Here is a 24,278-nt window from a genome sequence, read left to right as displayed (position 1 = left end):
GGCGTTCTGCAGGGCCTCGGTGATCGCCGGGACGCCGTCGGCGTAGGCGACCGTCGTCCCGAACACCTCCCGCAGCACCGGCAGATCGCGGGCCACGACCGGGACGCCGGCGGCCAGGGCCTCCATCGCCGCCAGGCCGAAGCCCTCCTTGGTCGAGACCATGGCGAGCACGTCGGCCTGCGCGACGAGGGTCGGCAGCTCGGTCTCGGAGAGGGTGCCGAGCACGACCGGCTCGATGCCCAGCTCCGCGGCGCGCCGGTCGAAGGCCGCGCGGTAGTCCCGGTAGTCGAAGAGCGTCTCGCCGCCCCCGATCACCAGCCGTAGAGCGGGATCGCGCATCGCGGCGAAAGCCTCCAGCAGGTCGAGGCTGCCCTTGCGCGGCTCGATGCCGCCCAGGGCCAGAACGTAGCGGCCCAGGCGGGTCGCCCAGGCACGCCGTCCGGCTGTGTCGTCGGCGGCCCGGGCGAACCGGTCGGCGTCGACGCCGTTCGGGATGACGATCGGCGAGAGGCCCCAGCCCGCGCGCACCTCCTCGGCCACGGCCCGCGAGACGCAGATGCGGGCCGTCGGCTCGACGACCGCCCGCTCGTGGCACGCGGCCAGCGCGGGGGTCGTGAAGTGGTCGAGGTGGTGGATCGTGCGCACGCACGGCAGTGCCGCGTTGGCGCTGATGCAGTCCTGGGCGTGCACGACGTCGTACCGGTCGCGTTCGGGCGCGAAGGCCGATCGCAGCGCCTCGATCGAGGCGACGATGCGGACGCCGACATCGGGATCGGGGTCGTCGAAGGGCACCGCGCGGACGCCGACGCCGGGAGCGACCGGCCGGAAGAAGGTGGTGTCGCCGCCACGTCCGAGGGTCCACACGTCGACCTCGGCACCGGCGGCGACGAGCGCCTCGGCGAGCGCGAGGGTGTGCACGACCCCGCCGCGCGGTCGGGTGGAGTAGGTGAGCAGGGCGATGCGCACGGCTCAGTCCTCGGTGCCGTGGGCGAGGTAGGCGTGCGGGGCGAGCTCGGCCAGGTGGTGCAGCAGGCGGCGCGAGCGGGCGACCTCGGCCGCCACGTCGATCTCGGCGATCGCCAACCCGCCCTTGGAGGAGGTGCGCGCGAGGATGTCGCCACCCGGTCCCACGACCTTGGCCTGGCCGAGGAACCGCAGCCCGCCCATGACCCCGGTCTGGTTGGAGGAGACCCACACGACCTGGTTCTCCGCGGCCCGGGCGCAGTCGTAGAGGTCGAAGAGGCGGCTCTGGCGGTCCTGGGGCAGCCGGGAGGCACGATCGGTCACCGAGGCGGGCCAGGCCGAGAGGCACGCCAGGATCGTGGCCCCGCCCTGGGCCAGGCTGCGGGCGGCCTCGGGGAAGGTCTTGTCGTAGTCGATGAGCATGCCCAGGCGACCGACCGGGGTGTCGAAGGGCTCGAACCGGTCGCCGGCCGCGTAGACCAGCGACTCCCCGGCGGGCTGGTGCACCTTGCGGTGCCGCCCGAGGACGCCGTCCCCGCTGACGCACACCGCCGCGTTGTAGAGCAGGTCGTCGACCTGCTCGGAGTAGCCGAGGCAGACGACCATGGGGCCGGCCATCGCGCGGATGCGCTGCACCGGATAGGAGTCCTCGCTCAGGCCGGGCGGCAGCGCGGAGGGGTCGGGATGGCGCAGATCGGAGAGGTAGCCGCCCAGGGTGGCGTCGGGGAGCACCAGCAGGTCGACGCCGGCCGCGCGCGCGTCGGCGACGATGCCCTCGACCTTGGCCACGGCCCGGTCGAGATCGCGACCGAAGTGCGCCGCCACCGCCCCGATGCGGGTCATCAGGCCGAGAGCTCCCCGGCCAGCAGCGCGGCGCCGATGTGCGGCCTGCGCAGGGCTGCGCGCTGCTCGACGATCCGCTCCACGAGGTGCTCGGCGTCGCGGGCGATGCCGTGGAAGCGGCCCGATCCCCAGGTGTGCAGCCAGGGCAGGCCCAGGAAGTAGAGTCCCGCGACACCCGAGACGCCGCGGGAATGGGTGGGACGGCCGCCGCCGTCGAACACGCCGACCTCGACGAAGCGGTAGTCGGGCCGGTAGCCGATCGCCCAGATCACGGTGGAGATGCCGGCCTCGGCGAGGTCGAGGGAGAGCGGCTCCTCCTCGGGCTCCCACACCGGCCGGTACTCCTCGGCCGGGGGCGCGTCGATGCCCTGGGCCGCGAGCCAGCGGTCGATGTCGCGGTTGATGGAGGTGTAGACCGCGTCTGCGTGGTCGAGGGCGGCCCGCAGGGTCGGGCGGAAGGCGAGCTGCGACCCGCGGCCGCCGTCCACGAGGCCGTAGAGGCGCATGCCCTCGAGCGCGAACTGCCGCAGGTCGATGTCGCGACCGCCGTCGCGCCCGGTGACGTAGTGGTTGGTCTTCTCGCGCGCGGCGACGCCGCCGGGGTACTGGTGCACCGGGGTGTCGTAGAGGCCCATCTCGGCGAGCCAGGTCATGCAGTCGCGGCCGCGGTGGAAGCGCGCGACCCGCGGTGCGTCGCCGACGGCCAGATGGACGGCGCGACCGGCCAGGTGGAGGTCCTCGGCGATCTGGGCGCCCGACTGGCCCGACCCGACCACGAGCACCGCGCCCTCGGGCAGCTGCTCGGGGTTGCGGTACTGCGCGGAGTGCAGCTGGGTGACGGCGTCGTCCAGGCCGGCGGCCCAGGGCGGCACGATCGGCAGGTGGTAGCCGCCGGTCGCGACGACGACCTGGTCGGCGGTCCAGGTCTCGGCGATGCCGTCGCAGACCGTCTCCAGCTCGAAGCCGCCCTCCGCCCGCTGGCGCAGCGCGGTGACGCGGGTGTGCTCGCGCAGCGGCGGGTCGAAGGAGGCGACGTAGCCGGCCAGCCAGGCCACGACCTCGTCGCGGGTCATGAAGCCGTCGGGGTCGGGCCCCTCGTAGGCGTAGCCGGGCAGCCGGCAGTGCCAGTTCGGCGTGACGAGGGTGAAGGTGTCCCAGCGGGTGTCGGCCCACTCGTGCGCGGCGGTGCCGGCCTCGAGGACGACGTGGTCGATCTGCTCGCGTCGGAGCAGCCAGCTGGTCGCGAGACCGGCCTGGCCGCCGCCGACGACGATCACGGGGAGGTGCGGCATCAGGAGCCCTTCCGGAACGGAGGTGTGGTGGCCGCCGAGGATTCGGCGGCGGGGAGCGCCGGCCACATGCGCAGCACCTCGACGAGCGCGTGCTCGGGGTAGTGGGCGGCGGAGGTGCGCACGGCCTCGGCGGTCGCGGCGGCGGAGGTGCAGGCGAAGCCGAACTTCTCCTTCACCCGGTCGCTGGCGATGGCCAGGGCGTAGACGGTGCGGGAGACGAACTCCGCGACCGGGTAGGCCTGGCCCGCCTCGAGGTGGTCGTGCAGCACCAGGGACGGCGAGTAGCACTCCTGCACACGGCCGTCGGGCCAGCGCACCGTCATGGTCATCTCAGGCATCGACGGCCTCCCGGATCGCGGCGCCGTAGGTGGCGGGACGACGATCGCCCAGGTGGAACATCGCCCGTCGTGCGGTCTCCAGGGCGGCCTGCGGGTCGAGGTGCGCCACGGCGAGGCCGTCGTCGACACCGGTTGTCGCCAGCACCTCGCCGCCCGGCCCGACGACCTTCGCGTGACCCACGAAGCGCAGGCTGCCGAAGGTGCCGGTCTGGTTGGCCGAGACCCACACGACCTGGTTCTCCAGGGCGCGGGCGGCGTCGAAGAGGTTGAAGCGATGGGTCCAGCGGTCATCGGCCAGCGAGGCGGCGGTGGCGGTGCGCGAGGCGGGCCAGGCCGAGATGCAGGCGATCACCTCGGCGTCGTCCAACGCCAGGGCCCGCGCCGACTCGGGGAACGCCTTGTCGTAGCAGATGAGCAGGCCCAGACGGCCGACCGGGGAGTCGAAGCTCGCGAACCCGTCGCCGGCCGCGTAGTGCAGGTTCTCGCCGAGCGGCTGGTGCACCTTGCGGTGCACCCCGAGGACGCCGTCGCCGGTGACGGCCACGGCGGAGTTGTAGCGCTCGGCGCCGTCGCTCTCGCACAGCCCGACGACCACCGTCATCTCTCCGGCCATCCGGGCGATGCGGGCGATCTCGGGACCATCGACGTCCATCACCGGCGGCAGGCTCTCGGGCTTCTCGTCGTGGCTCCCGTCGCGGCCCGAGCCGAGCACCGACAGGTAGCCGCCCAGGCAGGCCTCGGGCAGCGCGAGCAGGCCGACGCCGCGGGCGCGCGCCATCTCGACGAACGTGCCGATCTGGCGCAGGTTCTCCTCGACGTCGCGGCCGAAGTTCGCGGCCGCCGCGGCGAAACCGATCGTCATGATGCGACCTCCTCGGGTCGGGTGGTGTCGATGGCACCGGTGGACCGGAGCGGTTCGGAGGAGCCGGGACGACGGCGCTCGGCGAGGGCCGGGCCGAGGCCGGTGACGCCGGCGCGGACGGCCTCGGTGACGACGCCGTCGGGCCAGCGCAGGCCGACGCCCGCGCCGGTGGAGAGCTCGCCGCACGCCTCGGAGGCCACGAAGCCGGGCAGGCCGGCGGGTGGGGCGTCGACGGTCTCCGCGGTGATCATCGCGAAGCCGGGGAAGCAGGTGAGCCAGTCGGCGACCCGGGCCTCCTCAGGCGCCGGCACGGCCGCGACGTCGAGCACGGCACGGCAGCCGCTGGCCTCGGCCAGCATGCCCGCGGTGCCGACGACGCCGGTCATCGAGACGTCCTTGGCGGCGGTCGGTCGCAGGGCCGGGACGACGTCGGCCAGCGCGCGCAGCTCGGCTCCGCTGCGGTGGCTGGAGGAGTCCCACTGGGCGCCGGTGTAGCCGCGCCGCCACCCGCCGCCGAGGTCGGCGGTGAGCCGCAGCCGCTGACCGGCGCGGGCGCCGCCGCCGGCCACGGGCGCGGTGGTGCGTCCGAGGGCGGTCACCGAGAGGGCCGCGTTGACGCCGAGCTGGGTGTGGCCGCCCAGCACCGGCACGTCCCACGCCTGCACCGCCTCGCCGAGGCCGCGCAGGATGCGCCGGGCGAAGGAGGCGTCGCGGGCGGCGACGGCGTCGAGGAGGCCGACGGGTCGCGCGCCCATCGCCGAGAGGTCGTTGAGATTCACCAGCACCGCGCACCAGCCAGCCCACTCGGGGTCGCGCTCGACCATCGAGGGCAGGATCGCGTCGCACGCGGCCACGAGGTCCGAGCCGGGCACGGGGGCGCCGTCGTCGCCGAGGAAGCCGCCGAGCCGTCCGTCGTGGGGGAGCAGCGAGCCGACCAGCGAGCCGAGCGACGTCTTGGTGGCGTCGACGAGCCGCTGCACCCGGCCGATCGGCCAGTCCATGACGACATGCTCGCGCCCCTGCAGCAGCAGGCGATCGCGGCCCGACCAGCCCAGCCGGCGGAACAGCGTCTCGTTGCGCGCCTGCACCGTGGCCTCGAAGCGCAGTGCCCCGGCGGTCTCCGCGGCGGCGCATGCGGCCCGCACCAGGGCGGCGCCGATGCCGAGGTCGCCGCGGGCCTGGCGGGCCACCACCAGGCGGCCGCCGCGCCACCAGCCGAGGTCGCGGCCGCCGAGCCCCGGATGATGCGCGGGGTGCAGCCGCACCCCGCCCAGCACGGTGCCGTCGGCGGCCCGGGCCACCAGGACGACGGTGCGCGGGTCGTCGTCCGCGTCGTCGGCGTCGGAGCCTGCGAAGAGACCCTGCTCCTCGACGAAGACCTCGTGACGCAGCCGCCGGTACGCAGCGAGGCCGGCGGCGTCGTCGGCCGTGACGATCACGTACGGCTCGCTCGCCGTCCGACCTCCGGTCAGGACGACGTCGCGTGGGTGGAGGACCTCGGTCATGACGCGTCCTGGCAGCGGTTCATGCTCTCGAGCGCCGAGCAGGCGCCGCAGGCTGCACAGCCGGCCGCCTGGTCGGCGCCCGCCATGCCGGCGGCCCGCAACGCGGCGGCCACGCGGGCGGTGACCCGGTAGGTGAGGTCGGGCGCGGGTGCGGTGGCGCCGTCGACCTCGGTGGCCAACGTGCCGGCGAGCGGGCGGAAGGGCACGACGAACGGGTAGACGCCCATGGCGATGAGCTCCTCGGCGCCGGCCACGAGCTCGTCGGGGTCCTCGCCGAGGCCGACCATGAGGTAGGTGGAGACCTGGTTCCACCCGAACACCCGCACGGCCTCGCGCCAGGCGGCGCGGTACTCCTCCATCGGCACCGAGCCCTTGCCGGGCATCCAGCGGCGCCGCACGTCGTCGTCCAACGACTCGACGTGGATGCCGATCGAGCGGGCGCCGGCCTCGTAGAGCTCGGTGATCACCGCGAGGTCGGCCGGCGGTTCGCACTGCACCTGGATCGGCAGGTCGGGCAGCACCTCCCGGACGGCGCGCACGCACCGCGCCAGGTGGACGGCGCCGCGGTCGCGGCCGTTCGAGGTGCCGGTGGTCATGACGAGCTGGGTGATGCCGTCGAGGTCGTGGGCGGCCTTGGCCACCTCGGCGATCTGGGCCGGCGTCTTCACCGCGATCGTCGATCCCTGCGCGAGGGACTCCTCGATCGCGCAGAAGCGGCATCGCTCCGCCTCGTCGTAGCGCACGCAGGTCTGCACGACGGTGGTGGCGAGCACCCGGTCGGCGTGCAGGCGGGCGATCTTCTCGTAGGGGACGCCGTCGGCGGTGGTCAGGTCGTAGAAGCGCGGCCGGGTCACGGCCTCCACGCCGACGCCGGTGTCGGCGCCGTCCAGGAGGAGCCGTCCGCGGTCGATGCTGTAGCGGCTGCGGGGGTTGAGCGGGATGGCCGCCCCGACCCCGTCGAGCAGCAGGTGCCCGTCGTCGCTGGGCCCGGCGCCGGCCCGTCGGGCGACGGGGGCCGCGGCGAGGCGGATGCCCTGGATGGCGACGTCGACGCGGGTGCGGCTCGGGTCGGGTGCTGCCGGCGGGGTGGGGGCGGTCATCGTCGCCGCCTCAGAGGTTGTAGGTCGAGTTGATGATGGCGCCCTTGCGGGCGTAGTGGATGATCGCGTCCTGCACGTCGAGGGGGTGGGCGGGGATGACCCCGGCGATGAGGTCCTCCTCGCGCAGCCCGTGCAGCGCCATCCCGAAGCGGCAGCAGAAGACCGTGCCGCCCTCCTTGATGTAGGTCTCGATGGAGTTGTTGAGGTTGAGCTCGCCGGGGAAGCCGGCGTCGCCCATCGTCGGGAAGCCGCGGCTGGCCATGCAGGCGAGCGTGCCGGGACCGTAGAAGTAGATCGCGGTCTCGAAGCCCTTGCGCAGCGCGCGGGTGGCCTGGAGGACGGCGACGAAGCTCACCGACGACTCGTGCGGGATGCCGTGGACGAGGGTGAAGTAGGCCTCGCCCTCCTCGGCCTGGTAGTCGGGGAAGATCTTCGTCGAGCCGTACAGGTTGGTGCCGGGAGGCTGCGAGGGGTGCGGGATCTCCGCCACGGACTGCTGGATCGCCGCCATGATCTCGTCGTCGAACTGGGCCATCGGTGCTCCTGAGGTGAGGGGGAGTGCGGTCCGGACGCCGGGGTGTCGTCGTCCGTCATCGGGTCGGCGTCGCTGCCGGGTGGTGGTGCGGGTGCTGCGGTGGTGCGTCCGCGGCGGGAGGCGTGCTCAGCTGTAGAGGGCCTCGAAGTTGCCGCGGAAGAAGTGGCGGGCGAGCTCGCCGTCGCCGGCCACGGAGGCCAGGCGGTGGAACTCGCCCTCGAAGTCGCCCCACGGGGTGTCGGTGGCGAAGAGGATGCGGTCGTGGCCGATGCCGCGCCGCTCGATCTCGGCGACCAGCCAGCGCGGCGCGAAGCCGATCGACCAGCTGGTGTCGGTGTAGACCTGCTTGCCGGCCTCGATCCAGTCGAAGAGCCGGTGGCCGATCAGCTTGAGGTGCCCGCTCATGCCGCCACCGAGATGCACGAGGTGGATGCGGGTCGTGTCGCCGTAGCGCTCGACGAGCTCGCCGATACGGTCGACGTCGGAGGCCGCGCCGGGCGAGGTGTGCACGTGCACGGTCAGCGATCGCTCAGCGGCGGTGGTGAAGATGCGGTCGAGCTGCTCGGCGCAGTCGGGGTCGTCGGGGGCGCCGCCGAGCAGGAAGCTCGTCTTCAGCGCCCGGACGCCGGTCTCCCCGGCGAGGGCGAGCGCGGCGTCGTTGCGGGCGGCGTCCGAGGCCTTGGGGCTGACCCACAGCCCACAGCTGACGCGCTCGTCGCGCTGCGCGGCCTCGAGGGCCAGGTGGTTGAGCCCGAAGGCGACGTCGGGGTCGGGCACGCCGTAGTTCGGGAGCACGAGGGTGCGCTCGACGCCCTCCTCGTCGAGGGAGCGCAGGAACGCCGAGACGGTGGCCGTCGCCCCGAGGTCGGGGGAGATGGCCGGGCCGCCGTAGAAGGCGTAGGCGGGCAGCTCGCCGATGTGACGGTGGGCGTCGTGGGGGCGGGCTGGCATGTCATCGAGCCTGCGGGCGGATTGTTTCCGACTGGTTCCGAACAGAACACGATGTGCGACGCGGTGCGTAAGACCTGGGTGAACGCCGGTGCCGGATCGGCTCCGGGGCAGCGCCGACGCGCACGCCGTCCTACCGTCGTGGCATGGCGGAGGTGAGCATCGGACGAGCCTTCACCCGGCTCGCCGCCATCGCCCCGGACGCCGTGGCCGTGCGGGTGCCCGAGGGCCCGGTGCTGACCCGCGCCGAACTCGACGACGCCGCCGGACGACTGGCCGCGCGGTGGATGCGCGAGGGGCTCGTGCGCGACGACGTCGTCGTGGTCTCCCTGCCCAACGGCGTCGACGCCGTGCTGGCCGCCGTGGCCGCGTGGAAGGCCGGCGCCACCGTCCAGCCCCATCGGCCGGGTGCCCCGATGCCGGGGCGTCCGGCGCTCGTCGTCGACGCGCCCCCGCGGGTACCGGCGACCGGGACCGACCCCTCCGCGCTCGACCCTGACCTGGCGGCGTCGTCCTGGAAGGTGTCGGCGACCAGCGGCAGCACCGGGACGCCGCGCCTCGTGCCCGCCGGCGCGCCCGCACGGATCGATCCCGACCGCTGCACGCCGGAGTTCATGCCCGCCGCCGGGGTGCAGCTCGTGGCGGGCCCGCTGGGGCATACGGCGCCGTTCGTGTACGCCATGCGCGGACTGATGAGCGGCCACGAGCTGGTGGTGCTGCCGCGCTTCGAGCCGGAGTGCTGGCTCGCGGCCGCCGCCGATCACGGTGTCACGTGGGCGATGGTGGTGCCGGCGATGATGGCCGCGATCCAGCGGGTGCTGCCCGAGCCGCCGCCGTCCCTGCCCGCCCTCGAGCGCGTGCTGCATTTGGGAGCCCGCTGCCCGCACCCGGTCAAGCGCGCCTGGATCGACTGGCTAGGCCCCGACCGCGTCTGGGAGCTCTACGCCGGCACGGAATCGCACGGGCTCGCGCTCGTCGGCGGCTCGGAATGGCTGGAGCATCCGGGCACGGTCGGCCGGCCGATCGCCGGGTCGAGCTTCCGGATCGAGCGCGACGACGGGAGCGAGGCCGACGTCGGCGAGGTCGGGCTCGTCACGATGCGCCGCGACGACGGCCCGTGGCGCACCCAGGGCGACCTCGGCCGGCTCGACGCCGAGGGGCGGCTCTACCTCGCCGACCGTGCCGCCGACGTCGTCCGGCTGGACGGACGCGTGGTGTGGCCGGCCGACGTGGAGGCCGAGTTCGAGGCGCATCCGCTTGTGCGTGCGGCCGCGGTGGTCGCCCGCGACGGCGTCCTGGTGGCGGTCGTGGAGACCGACCTGGCAGCGGCCGAGCTCGAGACGTTCCGCCGTCGGCTGCCCGCGGAGCTGCGACCCGATCTGGTCGAGGTCACCGCCGAGCCCGTGCGCGACGAGATGGGCAAGGTGCGGCGGTCGCGGTGGCGGTGAAGCGCCCGACCGCTTGGTGTGACGTTCTGCAGGGTGAGGGGCCGGTTTCGCCTGCACAGCGTCACACCAACGAAAGTTTCGGCGGCCGACCGCTGAAAGTTTCGGCGGTCAGCCGCTGAACCTTTCGCTCCTCACGCCCCCGCGATCCCGGGCGGGACTCACATCCCGGTGAAGTCCGGCTCCCGGCCCTCGGCGAAGGCGGTGAGCGCCTCGAGGTTGGCCGGTCCGCCCATGAGATCGGCGAAGGCGGCGTTCTCGCGAGCGCGGGCCGCGGCGATGCCCTCGCGCAGCGGCTCGGTCATGGTGCGCTTGACCGCCACCAGCGAGGCGATCGGACGCCGCGCCAGCAGTTCGGCGTGCCGGCGTGCCTCGGCGAGCAGGTCGTCGGGCTCGCAGACCCGCCAGACCAGGCCCATCGCGAGCGCCTCCTGCGCCGAGATCCACTCGGCTGAGAGCAGCATCCACGCGGCGTCCTGGCGGCCGACCAGGCGCGGCAGCAGGTAGGACGATGCCGCCTCGGGCGCCACGCCGAGGCTGGTGAAGGGGCACTTCAGCCGGGCGGTGCTGGCCATGAATGCGAGATCGGCGAAGCCGAGGATCGTCGCGCCGATGCCGAGCCCGAGACCGTTGACCGCCACGATCAGCGGCTTGGGGAAGTCGACGAGGGCGTCGATGAGCCCGAGGAAGCCGTGCTTCCCGCGCTGGAAGGTGGGGTCGGTCGACATGCGGTGCATCTCGAGCAGGTCGGTGCCGGCGCTGAAGGCGCGCCCGGCACCGGTGAGCAGGACGACGGCGACGTCGGGGTCGTCCGCCGCCGCCCGCAGCGCCTCGGTCGTGGCGTCGTAGAGCGCCTCGTCGAAGGCGTTGAGCGCCTCGGGTCGGTCGAGCACCAGGGTGCGCACGCGGGCGTGGTCGCTGATCGTCACGGTCACCGGGGGAGCGTAGGCCAGCCGCCGGCAGAATGAGAACACGTTCTAGGTGGCCGTGGGGTCGCGGCGGTGCCACGCTGGGCACATGGAGAGCAACCGACCGCACCCGCTCGTCGTCGTCCTCGCCCTGGCGGTGGCCGCCGTCGGCGGCGTCGGTGTGCTGATCGCCGGCGTCGGACTGTTCTTCGCCGGCCTGCTCGCGATCGGCCTGCTGGTCACGGTCGTCCTCACCGCACTCGTCGCCGTCCCGCTGGTGCACGCCTACCGCAAGGACCGCGCAGCCGCGTGAGCGAGCGGCGGCCCTCTCGGGGCGTCCTGGCCGTCGCCGCTCTCCTGCTGCTGCTCCTTGTCGCGACCTCGGGCCGCTACGGCTATCACCGCGACGAGCTCTACTTCCTCGCCGCGGGGCACCACCTCGCCTGGGGGTACCCCGACCTGCCGCCGCTCGTGCCGCTTCTGGCGCGCCTCGCCGACGAGATCGCACCGGGTTCCCTGGTCGTGCTGCGCCTGCCGTCGGCCCTCGCGATGACGGCGCTCGTGCTCGTGACCGACCAGACGGCGCGGGTGCTCGGCGCCGACCGTCGAGGCCGGCTGCTGGCGTCCGCCTTCATCGCTGTCGCCGGCTTCCCGTTGGCTCTCGGGCACCTGCTCTCGACCGCGACCTTCGGGCTGCTGGGGTGGGCGGTGGCCCTGTTGCTCATGGCCTCCCTGCTGATGGACGGCGGCGTCGGACGGCGTCGCTGGATCGCGCTCGGCCTCGTCGTAGGGCTGACGGCACAGGCGAACGTGCTGGTCGGCGTCCTGCCGTTGGTGGTCGCGGCGGGCGTGCTCGCGGTCGGACCACGTCGCCTGCTGCTGCGGTGGGAGGCCGCAGGGGCGGCCGCGATCGCGGTGGCCTGCGTGGCGCCGTACCTCGTCTGGCAGGCGCATCACGGGTGGCCGCAACTGGAGGTGGCACGCGGTATCTCAGCCGGGTCGTCGGGCACCAGCGAGCCGCGATGGCTCGTGCTCCCGTTGTTCGTCCTCCAGTCGGGCCCGTGGCTCCTGCCCGTCGTCCTCGCCGGATGTCGGGTGCTCGCCCGACGGCCGGAGATCCGCGCGCTGGCGGCCGGAGCTGCGCTCCTCGTCGCGCTCGTCCTGGTCGGCGGCGGGAAGCCCTACTACCTGGCCGGATTCCTGCCGCTCCTGCTCGCCGCCGGAGCCACGGTCGCCTGGAAGCCATGGGCAGGTCGCGCGATGGTGGCGCTCAGCCTGCCCGCCCTCCTGTTCGTCCTGCCGGTACTGCCGGTCGAGGACGCCGGCACGGCGATCGCCGTGAATGCCGACGCCGGCGAGACCATCGGCTGGCCCGCCTACGTCGACCAGATCGCGGCCGCCTACCAGGTCGCGTCGCCGGGCACGCAGATCCTCACCGGGAACTACGGGGAGGCGGGTGCGATCGACCGGTTCGGCCCCTCCCGCGGGCTTCCGCGCGCGTTCAGCGGTCACCTCGGCTACGCGGCGTGGGGGCATCCCTCCTCCTCGACCGTGCTGACCGTGGGTCTCACCCGCGCCGACCTCCTCGAGTCCTTCGCCCGGGTCGAGTCGCTGGGATCGCTGGCCACACCGCACGGCATCGACAACGACGAGGACGGCGCGCCGCTGTTCCTCTGCTCCGAGCCCCTGGCCCCCTGGCCGGTGCTCTGGCCGCGGTTCGAACGCGACCGCTGATCTGTCGGCGGCGCCGCGTAGCGTCGTCCCTGTGACGACGCAGGCGCGGGGCGGGCAGCAGCGGGTGTGGCGACCCGCGTGGCCGTGTCCCACGCGCGGGGTGCTCGGCATCCATCGCGTCGGCACCGGAGACCCCACCTACAAGGTCGACGACGCCGGTCGGGTCTGGCGCGGCATCCGCACGCCCGAGGGCCCGACGACGCTGGTCGTCGAGGCGCGCACCGATCTCGGCGAGATCACCGGCCACGCGTGGGGCCCGGGGGCGGAGTGGGTGCTCGACGGCCTCCCCGCCCTGCTCGGCGCCGACGACGACGTCTCCGACTTCGAGCCGCGCCACCCGGTGCTCACCGAGCTGTGGCGGCGCTACCAGCACCTCCGCGTCGGGCGCAGCGCCCGGGTGTGGGAGGCGCTCGTGCCGGCGGTGCTCGGCCAACTGGTCACCGGCCAGGAGGCCCATGCCGGCTTCCGCATGCTCGTGTTCCGCTACGGCGAGCGGGCGCCGGGTCCGGGTGAGTCGCGCAAGCTCTGGATCCAGCCCGACGCACGCGCGGTGGCCGGCGTCCCGTCGTGGGAGTGGCTGCGCATGCACGTCGACCCGGCGCGTTCGCGCACGCTGGTCGCCGCGGCCCGGGTCGCCGACGCCCTCGAGCGCACCGTCGGGCTCGAGCATGCCGAGGCCGAGCGGCGGCTGCGCACCCTGCCCGGCATCGGGGAGTGGACCGCCGCCGAGATCCGGCAGCGGGCGCATGGCGACCCCGACGCCGTCTCCTTCGGCGACTACCACGTCGCCAAGGACGTCGGGTGGGCGCTGACGGGCACCCCGTTCGACGACGAGCAGATGCGCGCCTACCTCGAGCCGTGGCGGCCGCACCGCGGCCGCATCCCGACGATGATCGCGCTCGGCGGGCTGCAGCGCCCCCGACGTGGTGCCCGGATGGCGCCACGCACGCATCTTCCGGCGAAAGTCACGCGGTATCCGTAACCCGCGTTTTACAGTGACACTGTGACGCAGATAACCCTCGAGCCGCTCCGCACCGCCGACGCACGGGAGACCCGGGCCTTCCTGGCCGACCTGCCCGCGGAGCTGCTGGTCGAGGCGGTCCGCGCGACGAGCGACGCCGACCTGCGCGCGATCATCGACCGCGACGAGATCCGCGGCACCGCCGTCGAGGGCGTGCTCTCGCGGCTGCACGAGTACGCGCTGCTGGAGAAGCTCACCGAGCTCGTCGGCACCGTCCGCTTCGACCTCGTCAGCGGCGGACGCGTGGGGGAGCGGCACGGCCTCGTGCTCGACCACGGAGCCCTCAAGGTGCTGCCCGACCTACCGGCGTCCGAGCCGGTCGACGTCGTCCTGCGCACCACGATCCTCGGCTTCGTGCGGCTGATCAGCGGTGAGGCCAACGCCGGTCTCGACTACCTCGCCGGCCGTCTGGAGATCGAGGGTGACGCGATGCTCGCGCTCGCGCTCGGCGGCATCTTCAAGGTGCCCGGCACCGATCTCGTCGCCGTCGACCCCACCGCGCTCGACCCCGTCGACGTCGCCACCTGCCTCAAGGGGGTGCCGATCGAGCACCTGCGCGGCGTCATGGCCGGCGGCTTCCGCCCGGTCGTGCTCGACGAGATCTTCCGGCGCCTGCCGGACTTCGTGAGCTACCGCCGCGCGTCCCGGGTCGACCTGACCATCGGGTTCCGGTTGCTCGGCGCCGGCAGCGGCGAGATCGAGCGGTTCGTCGTCCGCGTGTGGCGCGGCGAGTGCGTCGTCCTGGCCGGAGCCGAGGCCGAGGCCGTCGAGCGGCGCGACGCCACCATCACCTGCGAGGGCTACGAGTTCCTGCGGCTGGCCACCGGCCACCTCAGCGCCATCACCGGCGTGCTGCGAGGCCAGCTGAAGGTCAAGGGCGACCGGGCCAAGGCGCTGCAGTTCGCCTCGGTGCTCGACATCCCCTCGGCTCGTTGAGCGCTCCCGGCCGGCGCATGGGAGACGGACGGGACGTCCGATATCCGGAGTCACTTCTCAGGGGAAACTGTCACCTATCGGCCGAAATTTCCCCTGAGAAGTGACAAATTCACCGGTGCACCGGTGAATTTGTCACGCCGCGGTCGCCCTCACAGCAACGGCCGCAACGGCGCGAGCACGAACTCGGTGAACTTCCGGTGCAGGTCGCGGGCCTCCCACTCGCCGCTGGTGAGCTCGAGGCAGTGGCCCTCGTCGACGGCGAAGATCTCCTCGAGGGCGGCGGCGAAGGTCGGGTCGATGGCCTCGAGGTTGATCTCGTAGTTGCCCGAGAGGCTGAGGCGGTCGATGTTGGCGGTGCCGACCGTGGCCCAGGTGCCGTCGACGGTCGCGGTCTTGGCGTGCACCATCGCGTCGCGGTAGCGCAGGATCCGCACGCCGGCGTCGAGCAGCTGGGAGAAGTACCCGCGCGAGATCCAGTCGGCCACGATGTGGTTCGACTTCAGCGGCACGAGGATGCGGACGTCGACGCCGCGCATCGCCGCGAGCTTGAGGGCGTCTACGAAGTCCTGGTCGGGCAGGAAGTAGGCGGTGGTGATCCAGATGTTGCGGCTCGCCCGGTTGATCGCCTCGAGGTACATCGAGCGGATGGGGAACATCCACAACCGCGGGATGTTGCGCTGCAGGCGGATGCGCGGCTCCCAGGTCGAGGCGGTCTCGACCAGGATCGGGCGGAGGTCGGCGCCGAACCGCTTGCGGCGGTGCAGGTTCCAGAAGTCCGCGAACGCCCGCTGGAGGTCGTGGGCCGCCGGGCCGGTGACGCGCACGTGGGTGTCGCGCCACTCGGTGGCGTAGGCGTCGCCGATGTTGTAGCCGCCGACGAAGCCGACGGTGCCGTCGACCACGAGGATCTTGCGGTGGTCGCGCCCGTAGAGGCGCAGGTCGAAGAAGCGCAGGCCCGCGCTGTTGACCGGGAAGCGCAGCACCTTGATGGTGCGCGGGAAGCGCAGGAACCGGGGCGGGACGACGAGGTTGGCGAACCCGTCGTAGATGACGTGCACCTCGACGCCGCGCGCCGCCGCGTCGGCCAGCGCCTGCTTGAACCGCTCGCCGGTGGTGTCGCCCTTCCAGATGTAGGTCTCGAAGAGGATCTGGCGCTGGGCCCCCTCGATGGCGGCCAGCATGTCGTCGTACAGGTCGCTGCCGTAGGTGTAGGTGGTGATGGTGCCGTCGCCGAGGGCGACCTCGCGGGGGGAGACGGTCGGGAACGGCTTGGGCTTCTTCCCGCGGCGCCGGTAGGAGTCGACGACCGACATGCTCACCGCGAGCGTCACCTGGAGGCCGAGGAAGGAGAGCAGCAGCCGCCGCAGCAGGCGCACCACGCGGGCGCCGGTGCTGGCGGGTCGCTGGGGGTCGGGCACGACGACAACCTAGCCGTCGTACCGGCGCGGGTCCGGCACGTCCCCCGCGTCGGGGCGCGGGTCGCCGTCCGGGTCGTGGTCACCCGGTGTCAGCAGATGGGCGGAGTGTGACCCCAGCCACATCCGTGTGGTATCTGTTACGCCGTGACACGGACACCGTCCGACGCGCCGGGCAGGCAGGCGGACGGCGTCCGGACGACGTACCGTCTCCCCGGCGTCCACGACGCCCGCCACCCCGTCCGTCCAGTACCGGGAGTCCATCGTGACCGGAACCCGCGCATGAGCACCCGCGCGAACCTCGCATGAGCGCGATCGCCGTCGCGGCCCGTAGCGGCGTCGACAACCTCTCGGGACGCTTCCGGGCCGGCGTGGTCACGACCGGCAAGCTCGTCATGCTCGCGGTCGAGGCCTCCACGACCGCGGCGTCCGACATCGTGCGCCGCCGGTTCTCGTGGTCGGAGTTCCTGCTCCAGGCCTGGTTCATGACGCGGGTCTCGCTGCTGCCCACGATCCTGGTCGCCATCCCGTTCGGCGTCATCATCTCGGTGCAGATCGGCGCCGTCGCGGCCCAGGTCGGCGCCACCAGCTTCAGCGGCGCGGTCAACGGCATCGGCATCCTGCGGCAGGGCGCACCGCTGGTCACCTCGCTCATGATCGCCGGCGCCGTCGGGTCGGCCATCTGCTCCGACCTCGGCGCCCGCACGGTGCGTGAGGAGATCGACGCCCTGAAGGTCATGGGCATCTCCCCGGTGCAGCGCCTCGTCGCCCCCCGGGTCGTCGCGGCGCTGGTGGTGGCCCTGCTGCTCACCGTCATCGTGGCGATGACCGCGATGATCACCGCCTACGTGCTCAACGTCGGCCGCGGCACGATCTCGCAGGGCGCCTACATCGACTCCTTCGTCTCCTTCAGCCAGCCCACCGACTTCCTGCTCGCGGAGTTCAAGGCCCTGGTCTTCGGCTTCATCGCCACCATCGTCGCCGCCCACAAGGGCCTGAGCGCCTCGGGCGGCCCCAAGGGCGTCGCGGACGCCGTCAACCAGTCCGTCGTGCTGAGCGTGATCCTGCTGGCGGTGGTCAACGTCGGCATCACCCAGGCCTACGTGATGCTCGTGCCGCAGGGGATCGCCTGATGGCCGCCGGCACCGGCACCCGCGTGCGCGCGGGCATCGGCACGCGGATGTGGAACGCGTTCGTCGAGGCGTTCGTCGGCCTCGTCGAGGGCCTGCTCGAGGCCCTGGCCAAGCTCGGCGACTTCTCCACCTTCGGCGTCCGCACGCTCGCGGCCGCCCCCGTCACGCTGCGGCTCTACCTCAAGGAGACCCTGCGCCAGCTCAAGGACATCGCCTGGGGAAGCGGCGCGCTCATCGTCGGCGGCGGCACGATCGGCGTCATGGTGCTGCTCTCGATCGCGGCCGGCACCTCGCTGGGCATCGAGGGCTTCAACGGCCTGGAGATCGTGGGCCTCGCGCCGCTCACCGGCTTCATCAGCGCGAGCGCCAACACCCGCGAGCTCGCGCCGCTCATCGCCGCCCTCGCGCTCGCGGCGCAGGTCGGCTGCCGCTTCACCGCCCAACTCGGCTCGATGCGCATCCACGAGGAGGTCGACGCCCTGGAGGTGATGGCCGTCAGCCCGATGCGCTACCTCGTCACCACCCGGGTCATCGCCTGCATGACCGCGATCCTGCCGCTCTACCTCATCGGCCTGATCGGCTCCTACCTCGCCTCCGCGGCGTCGGTGACCTTCCTCTTCGGCCAGTCGCCGGGCCAGTACGACCACTACTTCTCGACCTTCATCAACGGCCGCGACATCGCGCTGTCGATCGTGAAGATCCTCGTCTTCGCCCTCGTCGTCACCCTCATCCACTGCTGGTACGGCATGCGGGTCTCGGGCGGTCCGCAGGCGGTCGGCGAGGCCACCGGCGCCGCGATCCGCGCCAGCATCGTCGTGGTCGTCGTCCTCGACATGGTCATGACGCTCCTCTTCTACGGCGGCGACGCCGGCTTCCGGATCTCGGGCTGACGGCGATGGCACGCAGACGACGCATCGACGACGCCGGCCGCGGCGCGCTCACCCTCCTCGTGGTGGCCCTCCTGCTCGGGGCCGCCTACCTGCGCTCCAGCGGGGCGATCGGCGGCGACCCGGAGGTCTCCGCGCTCGTGCGCAACGCCGGCGGCGCGTTGGGGCCCGGCTCGGATGTGAAGCTGCGCGGGGTCATCATCGGCCGGGTCACCTCGGTCGAGCGCGCCTCCGGCAGCGCCGCCGAGGTCGATCCCGACGCCCAGGTGCAGGTGCGCATGACCATCGACCCCGCCGACCTCGGCGGCGTGCCCTCCGACGTCGTCGCCCGGGTGCTGCCGGCGAGCGTCTTCGGCACCACCTACGTCGACCTCGTCACCCACGGGACGCCGTCCGGCACCGCCCTGCGCTCCGGTGCGGTCATCCCGCCCGACAGCACCCAGGGCACCCTCGAGCTCCAGCAGGCCCTCGACGACATCGACCGTCTCGTCAAGGCGCTCGGCCCGGCCCAGCTCGCCTCCGCGATCGGTGCGGCGGCCACGGCGCTCGACGGACGCGGCGCGGAGCTCGGGCGCACGATCGACCAGCTCGACTCCTACCTCGGCAAGCTCGAGCCGCGGCTGCCCACCCTGCGCGACGACGTCCGCGAACTCGCCGACAGCCTCGACATCGTCCGGCGCATCGCCCCCGACGTCCTCGACGCCACCGACGACTCCCTCGTCGCGCTGCGCACGATCGCCACCCACGAGGCCGAACTCGTCGCCGTCATCACTCGCGGCACGAAGCTCAGCGTCGACACCGGCGACCTGCTCCAGGCCAACGGCGCCCAGCTCGCGCGCTTCTTCGACGACGTCGCGCGCATCCTCGACGCCGTCGACGACAACCGCGAGAGCGCGATCACCGGCGCCATCGCGACCAACATCTCGCTGGGCAGCCTGCTGCCGCCGATCGTGCGCGACGGGTTCGCCGACGTCGACGCCGTGCTGCGCTTCTCGGCCCCGCCGTACTACACGGCGGCCGACCGCCCGACCTACGGAGGTGGCCGATGACCGGGCTGCGCGGCATCGCCGTGCGGTTCACCGTGTTCGCGCTCGTGGCGGTGCTCCTCGGCGTCGTCCTCATCAACACGATGGTCGACGGACTCGGCGGCTCGCACCGCTCCTACAGCGCGATCTTCACCGACGTCAGCGGCCTGCGGGTCGGGGACGACGTCCGGGTGGCCGGTGTCCGCGTCGGGCGCGTGCAGTCGATCGCGGTCGACGGCCGCGACGGTGCGAAGGTCGACTTCGACCTCGACGCCGACCAGCGGATCCTCACCACCACCGACGTGGTGATGCGCTACCAGAACCTCGTCGGCCAGCGGTACCTCGCTCTCGTGCAGGGCCCGAAGCGCGGTGCGGAACTGCCCGACGGGGCGACGATCACGACCGACCGCACCAGCCCGGGCTTCGACCTCACCGAGCTGCTCAACGGGTTCCGCCCGCTGTTCGAGGTGCTCCAGCCCGGCGACGTCAACGCGCTCGCCACCTCGATCGTGAAGGTGCTGCAGGGGGAGGGCGGCACCGTGGAGTCGCTGCTCCAGCAGACCACCCAGCTCACGAACTTCGTGGCCGACCGCGACGCCGTCATCGGCGCCGTCCTCACCCATCTCACCCCGGTGCTGATGAACCTCGACGACAAGGGCGACGAGCTGACCGCCACCATCGCCGAGCTGCGCGACCTGATGACCGGTCTGGCGCGCGATCGGCGCTCGATCGGCGATTCGATCGAGGGGGTCAGCACCCTCGTCGGCGCGACCTCCGACCTCCTCGAGCAGGCGCGTCAGCCCACCGTCGGCGTCGCTCGGGAGCTGCGTGCGGCAGCGCGGCTGCTGGCCGACAACCGCCCGCAGCTGGCGGCGGCCATCAAGAGCTTCGCCGTCACGATGAGCGGGCTGGGGCGCCCCACCTCCTACGAGAACGCCCTCAACGTCTACGTCTGCACCCTCGGCATCGGGCTCGGCTCCCTCGTGCTCAACCCGGCCGGTGGCAACGGCCCGTTCTCGGAGGCGTGCCGATGAAGCCCCTGATGAAGCCCCTGAACACCCGCGACCCGTTCCGCGTCGGCCTCGTCGCGCTGCTCGCGCTGGTGCTGCTCGGCGTCGGCGTCGTGGTGCTGAGCCGGGTCCAGTTCGGCGCCACGACCTACACCGCGATCCTCCAGCACACGGCCGGTCTGCGGGTGGGGGAGTCGGTGGAGGTGGCCGGCGTCCCGGTCGGCAAGGTCACCGGCATCGAGCTGCGCGAGGACGACGTCGAGGTCACCTTCACCCTCGACGACGCGATCGACCTCGGCACCACCACCACCGCGGCGGTCAAGGTCGCGACCCTGCTCGGCACGCACTACCTCGAGGTGCACCCGCGCGGCAGCGGTTCGCTCGCCGACGATCAGATCCCGCTGGCCCAGACCTCGGTGCCCTACAACCTCCAGGACGTGCTCGATCAGGGCACGCAGACGTTGGAGGACCTCGACCCGGTCAAGCTCGCCGATGCGCTCACGGCGGTCAGCAACACCCTCGAGCGCTCCGGCGACGACGTCGGCCCGGCCCTGGAGGGCATCGGCCGCCTCTCCCAGGTCGTCGCCAAGCGCTCCGACCAGACCGCCCAGCTGCTCCAGGCCGCGGAGGGCGTCTCGAAGCTGCTGGCCGACGACTCCGACGACATCGTCGAGCTGATGAAGCAGACCACGCTGGTGCTCTCCGAGATCACCCAGCGGCGCGAGGCGATCCACAACCTCCTGGTGCGCACCCGCACGCTCAGCGAGGCGCTGAGCGGCATCGTCACCGACGCCGAGGGCGACCTCAAGCCGGCGCTGGCCGACCTCGACACCTCCCTCGTCTCGCTGCGCCGGGAGGACGACGAGCTGAAGAACCTGCTCACGGTGATGGCGCCCGCCGTGCGCTACCTGACCAACGCCTCGGGCAACGGGCCCTTCCTCGACCTCTACGTCCAGGGCCCGGTGCTGCCGACGGACGACCAGAAGTGCCGATTGGGGAACTGCTGATGAGCCGCGGCCCGAACCGTCGTCCCCGCCCCCTGCGCCTCTCGGCGCTGGTGGCGCTGCTGTGCGGCGTCCTCGGTCTCACCTCCGCCTGCATCCCCGGCGTCGGCGGCTCGACGATGCACGTCAGCGCCGACCTCACCAGCTCGGCGGGCCTCTTCGTGGGCAACGACGTCGGCATCCTCGGCGTCCCGGTCGGCCGGATCACCGCCATCACGCCCGAGGGCGACCACGTGCGGGTCGACATGGAGATCGACACCGACCACAAGATCCCGAAGGACGTCGGCGCCGTCGTCGTCGCCCGATCGGTGGCCACCGACCGCTACGTCGAGCTCACGCCCGTCTACACCAGCGGCCCGACGCTCGCCGACGGCGCCGTCATCGCCAACGACCGCACCCGCACGCCCGTCGAGTTCGACGAGGTGCTGGCCGCGATCGAGAAGTTCGCCACCGGCATCTCCGGCAGCAAACGCACCACCCGGGCGGTGCAGCGCTTCATCGAGGTCGGGCAGAAGGCGTTCGACGGCCAGGGGTCGGTGCTGAACTCGACGATCGGCTCGCTGGCCGACGCGACCAACAGCGTCTCCTCCCAGCGCAAGGAGATCGTCGCCCTCATCTCCGCGCTCGACGACCTGGTCGCCACCGTCGCCGACAACCGCCGCACGGTCGACCGGTTCATCGGCCAGGTCTCCTCGGCCACCGGCCAGCTCGCCGACGAGCGCGACAACCTGCGCACCGCGCTGACCTCGCTCGACCGTGCCGTCACCCTGGTGGCCCGGTTCGCCGTCGACAACCGCGCGACCCTCACCCGGTCGATGCGCAACGCCACCGGCGTCATCGACAGCGTGCTCTCCCGGCGCGAGCAGCTCGAGGAGATCCTCGACGTCATGCCCGCCGGGCTCCAGAACCTCCAACGGCTGCCGAGCGACGGCCGGCTGCCGGTGCGCATCAGCCCCATCTACCTGCTCCCGCTCAGCGACGAGCTGACCCAGCTGTGCGAGGCGATCTCCAAGCCGCTGTGCGACACGCTCGGCAGCGTCGGCGACGTGCTCGGCGACATCCTCTCCGGCGTCGGCGGTCTGCTCGGCGGCATCGGCGGGCTCTTCGGCAAGGAGGACGACCAGTGAGGCGTCTGCGCGAGAGCGCCCGCGCGATCGGCGTCGTCCTCGCGGCGGTGCTGGCGCTCCTGCTCACCGGGTGCGGCCCCACCTTCACCGATCTGCCGCTGCCCTCGGGCGGTGTCTCGGGGGAGACCATCACGGTCACGGCCGACTTCGACGAAGCGCTCAACCTGGCCCAAGGGGCACTGGTGAAGGTCAACGGCGTCGACAGCGGACGCGTCACGTCGGTCACCGCGAAGGACTTCCGCGCGCGGGTGGTGTTCGTCGTCCAGAAGGCCGCCGGGCTGCGGGAGGGGGCGACCGCCCGGCTGCGCTACACCACCCCGCTCGGCGAGCTGTTCATCGACGTCACCAACCCGACCTCCGGTGCCGCCCTGGCCGACGGCGCCACCCTCACGCGGGACGACACCTCCACCGCGCCCTCGGTCGAGGACGCCCTCGCGCAGGCTTCCCTGCTCGTCAACGGAGGCGGGCTCGCCCAGCTCCAGACCATCACCGACGAGCTCGACAAGGCCATCGGCGGGCGTGAGGGGCGCATCCGCGAACTGCTGGGCCGCACCGACACCTTCCTGACCCAGGCCAACGCCACCACCGCGGAGTTCGACCGGGCCCTGACCTCGCTGGCGGCGACGTCCCAGCTGCTCCAGGAACGCCAGACCACCATCGATGCCGCGTTGCGCGACGTGCGGCCCGCGGCCCGCGTGCTGCGCCGGCTCACCCCCGACCTCACCGAGCTGCTGCGCCAGCTCGACCGGTTCGCGGGCCTCGCCAACCAGACGGTGCTCGCCACCCGCGACAACATCCTCGCCACCCTGCGCTCCGCCGAACCGGTGCTGCGCGAGGCCGCCGCCACCGGCCCGCGCTGGCGCCAGTCGTTGGAGTCCCTGGTCTCGCTGAGCAAGGTGCTCCAGGAGGTCGTGCCGGGCGACTACCTCAACCTCGGCGTCCTGCTGCACGTCGACAAGCTCGCCGACCTCGGCCTCGGCCGGATCTCCGGCGCCGCGACCGGAAGGAGCGCCCCATGAGCCGCCTCTCCGCCGGGCTGCGCACCGCGGTCACCGACCGGCTCTACCTCAGCGCGATCGGCATCCTCGTCGTGCTCGCCCTGACGGTCGCCTACCTCTTCTCCTCGGTGCTCGACCGCCCGCTCACCTCCAGCCCCACCGAGGTCACGGTGACGATGGCCTCGACCGGCGGTCTGTTCGAGGGCTCCTCGGTGACCTACCGGGGCGTCAAGATCGGCCGCGTCACCACCATCCGGCCGACGGCCGACGGCGTCGTCGCCACCGCCGTGATCGACGGCGCGCAGGTGCCCGCCGACTCCCGGGTCGTCGTGCGCTCGCTCTCCCCGGTCGGCGAGCAGTACCTCGACTTCCAGCCCTCCGGCGAAGGCGGCCCGTACCTGCAGGACGGCGCCACGCTCACCGCCCGCACCACCGACCTGCCCACCACCCTCGGCTCGACCGTGGTGGCCGTCAGCAAGCTCCTCGGCCAGATCGACGACGTGAAGCTGAAGTCGCTGCTCGGCGAGCTCTCCACCGGGTTGCGCGGCACCGGCCAGGAGATCGGCCGCCTGCTCGACCAGGCCTCGCTCCTGCTCGGCGACCTCGACAAGGCCTACCCCCAGACCGACCGGCTGCTGCGCAACGCCGGCCCGGCCCTGCGCACCATCACCGACAACCGTGCCGACCTGGAGAGCTTCGGCTCCTCGGCGGTCCGGCTCGCCGCGTTCCTCAAGAGCTACGACCCGCAGTTCCGGCGCCTGCTCGACCGCGCTCCCGGGCAGCTCCAGCAGCTCGACCAGCTCGTCGCCGACGCCGACGCCGTCCTGCCGGACTTCCTGCGGGTCAGCGTGACCCTCGGCGACATCGTCGAGCGGCGCGATCCGGCCTTCCGGGAGCTGCTGCGCCAGTACGCCCCGGGCCTGCGCACGCTCAGCGACGTCGTCCGCGACAAGAAGCTGTTCATCCAGCTCATCGCCTCCAAGGACGACCGCTGCTCCTACGGCACGCCGCGGCGCGGACCGCGCGACCTCGGTGCGCGCAGCTTCGCGACCGACGGCTCGTGCCCCGCCTCCTTCCCGCACCTCCAACGCGGCGCCGCCCACGCTCCGCGCCCCTGAGGACGCCGTCCGCTTCCGGAGGCGGAACGCCCACCCGTTCAGCCAGAGTTCCGCGCACCGCCATCGACGCCGCCCGTCGGGGCGGGCCAGGATGACCGGCGGCCGGGCCACCACTCGGGGTGGCCCACCGA

The 24,278-nt window shown here is 72.9% G+C and carries 24 protein-coding genes; 13 read left to right on the top strand and 11 right to left on the bottom strand.

All coding sequences use genetic code 11. The features are described 5' to 3' along the window. From ABD671_RS20180 to ABD671_RS20140, 9 genes are all read right to left on the bottom strand, one after another. Positions 1–966, bottom strand: a 966-nt coding sequence (locus tag ABD671_RS20180) for an MSMEG_0565 family glycosyltransferase (RefSeq protein ID WP_344735280.1), incomplete at its 3' end; no start/stop codon positions are given. A 3-nt stretch (positions 967–969) separates the two neighbouring features. Then, the gene (locus ABD671_RS20175) at positions 970–1,806 is read right to left on the bottom strand and encodes a carbon-nitrogen hydrolase family protein (RefSeq protein ID WP_344735279.1); all 837 of its coding nucleotides are present in this window, start codon (positions 1,804–1,806) and stop codon (positions 970–972) included. Continuing rightward, positions 1,806–3,098 carry an MSMEG_0569 family flavin-dependent oxidoreductase gene (locus ABD671_RS20170; protein ID WP_344735278.1) on the bottom strand — a complete coding sequence of 431 codons (1,293 nt, stop codon included), beginning with the start codon at positions 3,096–3,098 and terminating at the stop codon, positions 1,806–1,808. Before ABD671_RS20170 ends, ABD671_RS20175 begins: the two co-directional genes overlap by 1 nt. Beyond that, the gene (locus ABD671_RS20165) at positions 3,098–3,436 is read right to left on the bottom strand and encodes an MSMEG_0570 family nitrogen starvation response protein (RefSeq protein WP_344735277.1); all 339 of its coding nucleotides are present in this window, start codon (positions 3,434–3,436) and stop codon (positions 3,098–3,100) included. The genes ABD671_RS20170 and ABD671_RS20165 overlap by 1 nt, the downstream gene beginning before the upstream one ends. Continuing rightward, positions 3,429–4,298, bottom strand: coding sequence for a carbon-nitrogen hydrolase family protein (locus ABD671_RS20160; RefSeq protein ID WP_344735276.1), 870 nt, complete (start codon positions 4,296–4,298; stop codon positions 3,429–3,431). Before ABD671_RS20160 ends, ABD671_RS20165 begins: the two co-directional genes overlap by 8 nt. Further along, positions 4,295–5,803, bottom strand: coding sequence for an MSMEG_0567/sll0787 family protein (locus ABD671_RS20155; protein WP_344735275.1), 1,509 nt, complete (start codon positions 5,801–5,803; stop codon positions 4,295–4,297). The genes ABD671_RS20160 and ABD671_RS20155 overlap by 4 nt, the downstream gene beginning before the upstream one ends. Continuing rightward, positions 5,800–6,903: an MSMEG_0568 family radical SAM protein gene (locus ABD671_RS20150; RefSeq protein ID WP_344735274.1), complete on the bottom strand. Its 1,104-nt coding sequence runs from the start codon at positions 6,901–6,903 to the stop codon at positions 5,800–5,802. Before ABD671_RS20150 ends, ABD671_RS20155 begins: the two co-directional genes overlap by 4 nt. A 10-nt stretch (positions 6,904–6,913) precedes the next feature. After that, positions 6,914–7,438, bottom strand: coding sequence for an MSMEG_0572/Sll0783 family nitrogen starvation response protein (locus tag ABD671_RS20145; protein ID WP_344735273.1), 525 nt, complete (start codon positions 7,436–7,438; stop codon positions 6,914–6,916). Between the two features lie 126 nt (positions 7,439–7,564). Then, on the bottom strand, positions 7,565–8,389 hold the full coding sequence (locus ABD671_RS20140; protein ID WP_344735272.1) for an amidohydrolase family protein: 825 nt from the start codon (positions 8,387–8,389) through the stop codon (positions 7,565–7,567). A 143-nt stretch (positions 8,390–8,532) separates the two neighbouring features. On the opposite strand from ABD671_RS20140, the gene ABD671_RS20135 reads away from it, so the two are divergent. Next, complete coding sequence (locus tag ABD671_RS20135) at positions 8,533–9,834, top strand: AMP-binding protein (protein WP_344735271.1); 1,302 nt, start codon at positions 8,533–8,535, stop codon at positions 9,832–9,834. 158 nt (positions 9,835–9,992) lie between these two features. On the opposite strand, the gene ABD671_RS20130 is transcribed toward ABD671_RS20135, so the two are convergent. Further along, positions 9,993–10,766 (bottom strand): enoyl-CoA hydratase/isomerase family protein, encoded by a 774-nt coding sequence (locus ABD671_RS20130; RefSeq protein WP_344735270.1) that lies wholly within the window; start codon positions 10,764–10,766, stop codon positions 9,993–9,995. An 82-nt stretch (positions 10,767–10,848) separates the two neighbouring features. Here ABD671_RS20130 and ABD671_RS20125 point away from each other — a divergent pair, with 82 nt between their 5' ends. Genes ABD671_RS20125 through ABD671_RS20110 form a run of 4 tightly spaced genes read left to right on the top strand, consistent with a single transcriptional unit; the run spans position 10,849 to position 14,430 of the window. Continuing rightward, on the top strand, positions 10,849–11,052 hold the full coding sequence (locus tag ABD671_RS20125) for a hypothetical protein (RefSeq protein WP_344735269.1): 204 nt from the start codon (positions 10,849–10,851) through the stop codon (positions 11,050–11,052). Beyond that, positions 11,049–12,473 (top strand): glycosyltransferase family 39 protein, encoded by a 1,425-nt coding sequence (locus ABD671_RS20120; protein WP_344735268.1) that lies wholly within the window; start codon positions 11,049–11,051, stop codon positions 12,471–12,473. The genes ABD671_RS20125 and ABD671_RS20120 overlap by 4 nt, the downstream gene beginning before the upstream one ends. Positions 12,474–12,504: 31 nt before the next feature. Beyond that, the gene (locus tag ABD671_RS20115; RefSeq protein WP_344735267.1) at positions 12,505–13,455 is read left to right on the top strand and encodes a DNA-3-methyladenine glycosylase family protein; all 951 of its coding nucleotides are present in this window, start codon (positions 12,505–12,507) and stop codon (positions 13,453–13,455) included. A gap of 21 nt (positions 13,456–13,476) precedes the next feature. After that, entirely contained in the window at positions 13,477–14,430 is a 954-nt protein-coding gene (locus ABD671_RS20110) for an SCP2 sterol-binding domain-containing protein (protein WP_344735266.1), read from the top strand. A 149-nt stretch (positions 14,431–14,579) separates the two neighbouring features. On the opposite strand, the gene ABD671_RS20105 is transcribed toward ABD671_RS20110, so the two are convergent. Next, the gene (locus ABD671_RS20105) at positions 14,580–15,848 is read right to left on the bottom strand and encodes a phospholipase D-like domain-containing protein (RefSeq protein ID WP_344735265.1); all 1,269 of its coding nucleotides are present in this window, start codon (positions 15,846–15,848) and stop codon (positions 14,580–14,582) included. A gap of 302 nt (positions 15,849–16,150) precedes the next feature. Here ABD671_RS20105 and ABD671_RS20100 point away from each other — a divergent pair, with 302 nt between their 5' ends. The 8 genes from ABD671_RS20100 to ABD671_RS20065 are packed head-to-tail and all read left to right on the top strand — an operon-like array spanning position 16,151 to position 24,147. Continuing rightward, complete coding sequence (locus ABD671_RS20100) at positions 16,151–16,978, top strand: MlaE family ABC transporter permease (RefSeq protein ID WP_344735264.1); 828 nt, start codon at positions 16,151–16,153, stop codon at positions 16,976–16,978. Continuing rightward, positions 16,978–17,868, top strand: a complete 891-nt coding sequence (locus tag ABD671_RS20095) for an MlaE family ABC transporter permease (protein WP_344735263.1) — start codon at positions 16,978–16,980, stop codon at positions 17,866–17,868. The genes ABD671_RS20100 and ABD671_RS20095 overlap by 1 nt, the downstream gene beginning before the upstream one ends. Positions 17,869–17,873: 5 nt before the next feature. Continuing rightward, positions 17,874–18,914, top strand: coding sequence for an MCE family protein (locus tag ABD671_RS20090; protein ID WP_344735262.1), 1,041 nt, complete (start codon positions 17,874–17,876; stop codon positions 18,912–18,914). Beyond that, positions 18,911–19,924 (top strand): MCE family protein, encoded by a 1,014-nt coding sequence (locus ABD671_RS20085; protein WP_344735261.1) that lies wholly within the window; start codon positions 18,911–18,913, stop codon positions 19,922–19,924. Before ABD671_RS20090 ends, ABD671_RS20085 begins: the two co-directional genes overlap by 4 nt. An 8-nt stretch (positions 19,925–19,932) precedes the next feature. After that, entirely contained in the window at positions 19,933–20,907 is a 975-nt protein-coding gene (locus ABD671_RS20080) for an MCE family protein (RefSeq protein ID WP_344735260.1), read from the top strand. Beyond that, positions 20,907–22,031: an MCE family protein gene (locus ABD671_RS20075; RefSeq protein WP_344735259.1), complete on the top strand. Its 1,125-nt coding sequence runs from the start codon at positions 20,907–20,909 to the stop codon at positions 22,029–22,031. The genes ABD671_RS20080 and ABD671_RS20075 overlap by 1 nt, the downstream gene beginning before the upstream one ends. Then, positions 22,028–23,050 carry an MCE family protein gene (locus ABD671_RS20070; protein WP_344735258.1) on the top strand — a complete coding sequence of 341 codons (1,023 nt, stop codon included), beginning with the start codon at positions 22,028–22,030 and terminating at the stop codon, positions 23,048–23,050. The genes ABD671_RS20075 and ABD671_RS20070 overlap by 4 nt, the downstream gene beginning before the upstream one ends. Next, a complete protein-coding gene (locus tag ABD671_RS20065; RefSeq protein WP_344735257.1) occupies positions 23,047–24,147 on the top strand; it encodes an MCE family protein in 1,101 nt (366 codons plus the stop codon). The genes ABD671_RS20070 and ABD671_RS20065 overlap by 4 nt, the downstream gene beginning before the upstream one ends. Positions 24,148–24,278 lie beyond the last annotated feature (131 nt).

Origin of the sequence: Nocardioides fonticola (genome assembly GCF_039536805.1) — a bacterium.
In the GTDB taxonomy this organism is placed as follows: domain Bacteria; phylum Actinomycetota; class Actinomycetes; order Propionibacteriales; family Nocardioidaceae; genus Nocardioides; species Nocardioides fonticola.
The sequence above is the reverse complement of the archived record's forward strand: the minus strand, read 5'-3'. Positions and strand labels throughout refer to the sequence as shown.

Coding starts and splice junctions, on each gene's coding strand:
- ABD671_RS20175 (WP_344735279.1), bottom strand. CDS start 1,806: ATGACCCGCATCGGGGCGGTGGCGGCGCACTTCGGTCGCGATCTCGAC.
- ABD671_RS20170 (WP_344735278.1), bottom strand. CDS start 3,098: ATGCCGCACCTCCCCGTGATCGTCGTCGGCGGCGGCCAGGCCGGTCTC.
- ABD671_RS20165 (WP_344735277.1), bottom strand. CDS start 3,436: ATGCCTGAGATGACCATGACGGTGCGCTGGCCCGACGGCCGTGTGCAG.
- ABD671_RS20160 (WP_344735276.1), bottom strand. CDS start 4,298: ATGACGATCGGTTTCGCCGCGGCGGCCGCGAACTTCGGCCGCGACGTC.
- ABD671_RS20155 (WP_344735275.1), bottom strand. CDS start 5,803: ATGACCGAGGTCCTCCACCCACGCGACGTCGTCCTGACCGGAGGTCGG.
- ABD671_RS20150 (WP_344735274.1), bottom strand. CDS start 6,903: ATGACCGCCCCCACCCCGCCGGCAGCACCCGACCCGAGCCGCACCCGC.
- ABD671_RS20145 (WP_344735273.1), bottom strand. CDS start 7,438: ATGGCCCAGTTCGACGACGAGATCATGGCGGCGATCCAGCAGTCCGTG.
- ABD671_RS20140 (WP_344735272.1), bottom strand. CDS start 8,389: ATGCCAGCCCGCCCCCACGACGCCCACCGTCACATCGGCGAGCTGCCC.
- ABD671_RS20135 (WP_344735271.1), top strand. CDS start 8,533: ATGGCGGAGGTGAGCATCGGACGAGCCTTCACCCGGCTCGCCGCCATC.
- ABD671_RS20125 (WP_344735269.1), top strand. CDS start 10,849: ATGGAGAGCAACCGACCGCACCCGCTCGTCGTCGTCCTCGCCCTGGCG.
- ABD671_RS20100 (WP_344735264.1), top strand. CDS start 16,151: ATGAGCGCGATCGCCGTCGCGGCCCGTAGCGGCGTCGACAACCTCTCG.
- ABD671_RS20095 (WP_344735263.1), top strand. CDS start 16,978: ATGGCCGCCGGCACCGGCACCCGCGTGCGCGCGGGCATCGGCACGCGG.
- ABD671_RS20090 (WP_344735262.1), top strand. CDS start 17,874: ATGGCACGCAGACGACGCATCGACGACGCCGGCCGCGGCGCGCTCACC.
- ABD671_RS20085 (WP_344735261.1), top strand. CDS start 18,911: ATGACCGGGCTGCGCGGCATCGCCGTGCGGTTCACCGTGTTCGCGCTC.
- ABD671_RS20080 (WP_344735260.1), top strand. CDS start 19,933: ATGAAGCCCCTGAACACCCGCGACCCGTTCCGCGTCGGCCTCGTCGCG.
- ABD671_RS20075 (WP_344735259.1), top strand. CDS start 20,907: ATGAGCCGCGGCCCGAACCGTCGTCCCCGCCCCCTGCGCCTCTCGGCG.
- ABD671_RS20065 (WP_344735257.1), top strand. CDS start 23,047: ATGAGCCGCCTCTCCGCCGGGCTGCGCACCGCGGTCACCGACCGGCTC.